Origin of the sequence: Amycolatopsis sp. NPDC021455, from assembly GCF_040640995.1 — a bacterium.
Taxonomy (GTDB): Bacteria; Actinomycetota; Actinomycetes; order Mycobacteriales; family Pseudonocardiaceae; genus Amycolatopsis.
Genome location: NZ_JBFACT010000150.1, coordinates 1 through 5,024, shown reverse-complemented (window position 1 = coordinate 5,024; position 5,024 = coordinate 1). Strand labels below are relative to the sequence as shown.

Genomic DNA, 5,024 nt, shown 5'->3' with positions numbered 1-5,024 from the left:
CGCCCGCCCCCGGGCCCCCCCCCCCCCCGCCTCTCGTCCCGCCCACCCGGCCCGGGCCGGCCCCCCCCCCGGGCCCCCCCCCCCCCCCCCCGTGGGGGGGGGGGGGGGCCCCCCCCCCCCCCCACGCCACATTGGGGCGTTTGAGGCTCAGCTCACGTACTCCGCGAGGTGCTTGCCCGTCAGCGTCTTCTTCCGCGCCTTCACCAGCTGCGACGGCGTGCCCTCGAAGACGATCCGGCCGCCGTCGTGGCCCGCGCCGGGGCCGAGGTCGATGATCCAGTCCGCGTGGGCCATCACGGCCTGGTGGTGCTCGATGACGATCACCGACTTGCCCGCGTCGACCAGCCGGTCCAGCAGGCCGAGCAGCTGCTCGACGTCGGCCAGGTGCAGACCCGCCGTCGGCTCGTCGAGGACGTACACCCCGCCCTTCTCCGCCATCCGGGTCGCCAGCTTGATCCGCTGCCGCTCGCCGCCGGACAGCGTCGTCAGGGGCTGCCCCAAAGTCAGGTAGCTGAGGCCGACGTCGGCCAGGTGCGTGAGGATCTTGTGCGCCGCCGGCAAGGCGGCGTCACCGGAAGCGAAGAACGCCTGGGCCTCGGTCACCGGCATCGCGAGCACCTGGCTGATGTCGCGGCCGCCGAAGGTGTACTCCAGCACCTCGGCCGAGAACCGCTTGCCGTCGCAGACCTCGCACGGGGTGGCCGTGCTCGCCATGATCCCCAGGTCCGTGTAGACGACGCCGGCGCCGTTGCAGTTGGGGCAGGCGCCCTCGGAGTTGGCGCTGAACAACGCCGGCTTGACGCCGTTGGCCTTGGCGAACGCCTTGCGGATCGGCTCCAGCAGCCCGGTGTAGGTCGCCGGGTTGCTCCGGCGCGACCCGCGGATCCCGGTCTGGTCGATCGCCACCACGCCGTCCTGCCCGGCCACCGAGCCGTGGATCAGCGAGCTCTTGCCGGAACCGGCCACCCCGGTCACCACCACGAGCACGCCGAGCGGGATGTCGACGTCGACGTCCTGCAGGTTGTGCGTGGCCGCCCCGCGGACCTCCAAGAAGCCCGACGGCTGCCGCACCGAATCCTTGAGCGAGGCGCGGTCGTCGAGGTGCCGTCCGGTCAGCGTGCCGCTGGACCGCAGACCGTCCACAGTGCCCTCGAAGACGATCTCGCCGCCCTCGGTGCCGGCGCGCGGGCCGAGGTCGACGACGTGGTCGGCGATCGCGATCGCCTCGGGCTTGTGCTCGACGACCAGCACCGTGTTTCCCTTGTCGCGCAGCTGCAGCAGCAGGTCGTTCATGCGCTGGATGTCGTGCGGGTGCAGGCCGATCGTCGGCTCGTCGAAGACGTAGGTGACGTCGGTGAGCGACGACCCGAGGTGGCGGATCATCTTGGTGCGCTGGGCTTCCCCGCCGGAAAGCGTCCCGGATGGACGGTCGAGCGAGAGGTAGCCGAGGCCGATCTCGACGAACGAGTCGAGGGTGTGCTTGAGCGCGTCCAGCAGCGGGGCGACCGACGGCTCGGCCAGCTTTCCGACCCACGCGGCGAGGTCGCTGATCTGCATCGCGCAGGCGTCGGCGATGCTGATCCCGTCGATCTTCGACGAGCGGGCCTCCGCCGTCAGCCGCGTGCCGTCGCAGTCGGGGCAGGTCTGGAACGTCACCGCCCGCTCGACGAACGCGCGGATGTGCGGCTGCATCGCGTCGACGTCCTTGGAGAGGAAGGACTTCTGGATCGCCGGCACCAGCCCGGAGTAGGTCAGGTTGATGCCCTCGACCTTGATCTTCGTCGGTTCCTTGTACACCAGGTCGTTGAACTGCTTCTTGGTGTACTTCTTGATCGGCTTGTCCGGGTCGAAGAAGCCGGACCCGCGGAAGATGCGGCCGTACCAGCCCTCCATGCTGTAACCCGGGATGGTGATCGCACCTTCGTTGAGCGACTTGTTCTCGTCGAACAGCGCGGTCAGGTCGATGTCGTTGACCTTGCCGCGGCCCTCGCAGCGCGGGCACATGCCGCCGGTGATGCTGAAGCTGCGCCGCTCCTTGATCTGCCGGCCGCCCTTCTCGACGGTGACCGCGCCCGCGCCGCTGATCGAGGCGACGTTGAACGAAAACGCCTGCGGCGAGCCGATGTGCGGCGTCCCGAGCCGGCTGAACAGGATCCGCAGCATCGCGTTGGCGTCGGTGGCGGTGCCGACCGTGGAGTGCGGGTTGGCGCCCATCCGCTCCTGGTCGACGATGATCGCGGTGGTGATCCCGTCGAGGACGTCGACGTCGGGTCTCGCCAGCGTCGGCATGAACCCCTGCACGAAGGTGCTGTAGGTCTCGTTGATCAGCCGCTGCGACTCGGCGGCGATCGTGCTGAACACCAGGGAGCTCTTGCCCGAGCCGGAGACCCCGGTGAACACCGTCAGCCGCCGCTTCGGCAGCTCGACGCTGATGTCCTTGAGGTTGTTCACGCGCGCGCCGTGGACGCGGATGAGGTCGTGGCTGTCGGCGGCGTGCTTGCTCATCGGGTACTCCAGCTTTTCGTTCGGGCCTCGGCGGCCTGTTGGTATTCGTGCGGCGAAAGGCCGTAGGCGTCCTGGAAACGGCGGAGGAACAAAGCGACCGGAAGGTCGACTGTGTCAGCGAGCGTTTCGACATCCGGCGGCAGCGTGTATTCGCGGTCGATGCGATCGCGGACGCGGCGCAGCAGCGCCAGTTCACGCAGGTGTTTCTGCGCGGCGGATTTCAGGCTGAGGCACATGTCGGATTTCCTTCCGGAATTCGCCCGAGTACTGCCCGGGCCGCGATCGGGAGCAGCAGGAGGGTCAGCACGCCGGACAGCACGAGGCCGCCCGTGCTGCCGGCGAATTCGATCAAGGGTCCGCCCAGGGCCAGCCCGAGCGGGGCGGCCACCGTGGCGCCGGTCGTCCACAACGTGACGACCTGCTGCTGTTCACCGGGGGCGAGCCCGGACTGCAGGAAGCTGTACGCGACCGGCGTGAACGGCGCGTACACCAGGCCGCCGAGGCCGAACACGACCAGCGCCACGGTGAGATCGCCGGTGAGGGCGAGCGCGATCGGGCACAGCGCCCACAGGCCGATGATCGCGACCAGCAGCGGCCGCTGCGGCAGGTTCCGCAGCTGGTTGACGAGCGCGGCGCCGAGGAACGCGCCGACCCCGAGCGCACCCCACAGCACCCCCAGACCGGACGCGCCGGCGTGCAGCGTCCCGCTCACGTACAGCGGGAGCGCGACTTCGACCGGCATGTACAGGAAGTTGAAGAAGAACTCGACCACCAGCAGCCGCGCGGCGACCGGGCGGCGGCGCAGGATCCGCCAGCCCGACTCGGGGGTTCCGCCGTCGCGCAGCGCGTCGCGGCCCTCGGTTCCGCGGGGGACGCACGCGAGCGTGGCGGCCAGCAGGATGAGCGCTCCGGCCGCGTCGACGAACAGAGCGAACCCGGCGCCGGCCGTCGCCACGACGACCCCGCCCAGCACCGGCCCGGCGATGTAGAGCGCGAACGTCGTGTTCAGCCCGAGCAGGCCGTTGACCGAGAACCGGCCGGCCTCGCCCGCCGCCGACGTCGCCAGCAGGCGGCGGCTGCTCGACCCGGCCAGCCGGAACGTCGCCCCGAAGAGGAGCCCGGCGACCAGCACCGGCAGCGTGAGCAGGCCGGTGACGGCCAGGACGCCGAGGGTCGCGAAGGTGAGCGACCGCAGCACGCAGTCGGCGACGAGCAGCGTGCGCGGCGGCACCCGCACCCGGCCGAGGCCGATGGCCAGGGCCAGCACGGTGGACAGGACGAACGGCGCGGCCTCCACGAGCCCGATGGCGATCGCCTTCGGGACGTCGCCGTGGAGGGAGAGCGTCTGGACCGGCATGGCCACGAGCAGCATGCCGGTGCCGACGTTGGCCAGGAGGTCCCCCAGCAGGAGCCCGGCGATCCGCCGGTCGCGCAGCACCTGGCCGTAGCCGAGCGCCCCGGGGGTGGTCGTGGTCAGCGGAGTTCCTGGATGCGCAGGAGGTTGCCGGCCGGGTCGCGGAACGAGCAGTCGCGGATCCCGTAGGGCTGCTCGACCGGCTCCTGGACGACCTCGGCGTTGCCTGCCTCGAGCTTGGCGAAGAGGGCGTCGAGGTCCTTGGTGGCCAGGTTGACCGAAGCGTAGGTGCCCTTGGCCATCATCTCGGCGATCATGCGGCGCTCGTCGACGGTCAGGCCCGGCGTCGCGGCCACCGGCGTCAGCACGATCGAGGTGTCCGGCTGGTTCGGCGGGCCGACGGTGATCCACTGCATGTCGCCGTACTTGACGTTCTGGCGGACCTCGAAGCCGAGGAGGTCGCGGTAGAAGGCGAGCGAGGCTTCCGGGTCCGTGTGCGGGAGGAAGCTGGCGTGAATGGTGACGTCCATGGTGGTCACACTAGGTGGCCGTCGAGGGCCGCGCTTCTCGATTCCTGATCGGTCGGGTGACCTGCTTGGCGACGCACGGCGGCATCCCGACGGTGGCCTCGGCCTGCTGCTCGCGGTAGACGCTCGGGGGCATGCCGACCAGCTCGGCGAACCGCGTGCTGAAGGTGCCCAGCGACGAGAAGCCGACGGTGAAGCAGACCTCGGTGACGCTCAGCTCGCCCTTGCGCAGCAGCGCCATCGCCCGTTCGATCCGCCGCGTCATCAGGTAGGAATACGGTGACTCTCCGTACGCCCGCCGGAACTGCCGGCTGAGGTGCCCGGCCGACATGTTCACGCCACGGGCCAGCGCCTCGACGTCGAGGGGCTGGGCGTACTCCCGGTCGATCCGGTCGCGGACCCGCCGCAGCAGCGCGAGGTCACGCAGGTACTGAGCCGTGGCGGAGGAGCTGGTCACCCTTGGATCCTGCCATAGGGGAGGAGGCCGGCGGAGGAGTTTCACCCGGCCCGGACGTCCTGAACGACTCGTTCAGGACATCAGACTCCGACCCGATCGACGTGTCATTACGCAATGTGGCCGCGCGAGGTCGGGCATGTGTTGTCGTGCCACGCTTTCGAGTGGATTGGAGCCAGGGAAA

At 70.3% G+C, this 5,024-nt stretch carries 5 protein-coding genes; all 5 read right to left on the bottom strand.

Annotated features, from left to right (window positions below):
- Positions 1 to 147: 147 nt before the first annotated feature.
- Genes AB0G28_RS49125 through AB0G28_RS49105 form a run of 5 tightly spaced genes read right to left on the bottom strand, consistent with a single transcriptional unit; the run spans position 148 to position 4,843 of the window.
- On the bottom strand, positions 148 to 2,505 hold the full coding sequence (locus AB0G28_RS49125; protein WP_361106559.1) for an excinuclease ABC subunit UvrA: 2,358 nt from the start codon (positions 2,503 to 2,505) through the stop codon (positions 148 to 150).
- Positions 2,502 to 2,741, bottom strand: coding sequence for an AraC family transcriptional regulator (locus AB0G28_RS49120; RefSeq protein WP_361106556.1), 240 nt, complete (start codon positions 2,739 to 2,741; stop codon positions 2,502 to 2,504). The genes AB0G28_RS49125 and AB0G28_RS49120 overlap by 4 nt, the downstream gene beginning before the upstream one ends.
- A complete protein-coding gene (locus tag AB0G28_RS49115) occupies positions 2,726 to 3,943 on the bottom strand; it encodes an MFS transporter (protein WP_361106553.1) in 1,218 nt (405 codons plus the stop codon). The genes AB0G28_RS49120 and AB0G28_RS49115 overlap by 16 nt, the downstream gene beginning before the upstream one ends.
- 35 nt (positions 3,944 to 3,978) lie before the next feature.
- A complete protein-coding gene (locus AB0G28_RS49110; RefSeq protein ID WP_361106550.1) occupies positions 3,979 to 4,389 on the bottom strand; it encodes a VOC family protein in 411 nt (136 codons plus the stop codon).
- A 10-nt stretch (positions 4,390 to 4,399) separates the two neighbouring features.
- The gene (locus AB0G28_RS49105) at positions 4,400 to 4,843 is read right to left on the bottom strand and encodes a helix-turn-helix transcriptional regulator (RefSeq protein ID WP_361106547.1); all 444 of its coding nucleotides are present in this window, start codon (positions 4,841 to 4,843) and stop codon (positions 4,400 to 4,402) included.
- Positions 4,844 to 5,024: the final 181 nt, after the last annotated feature.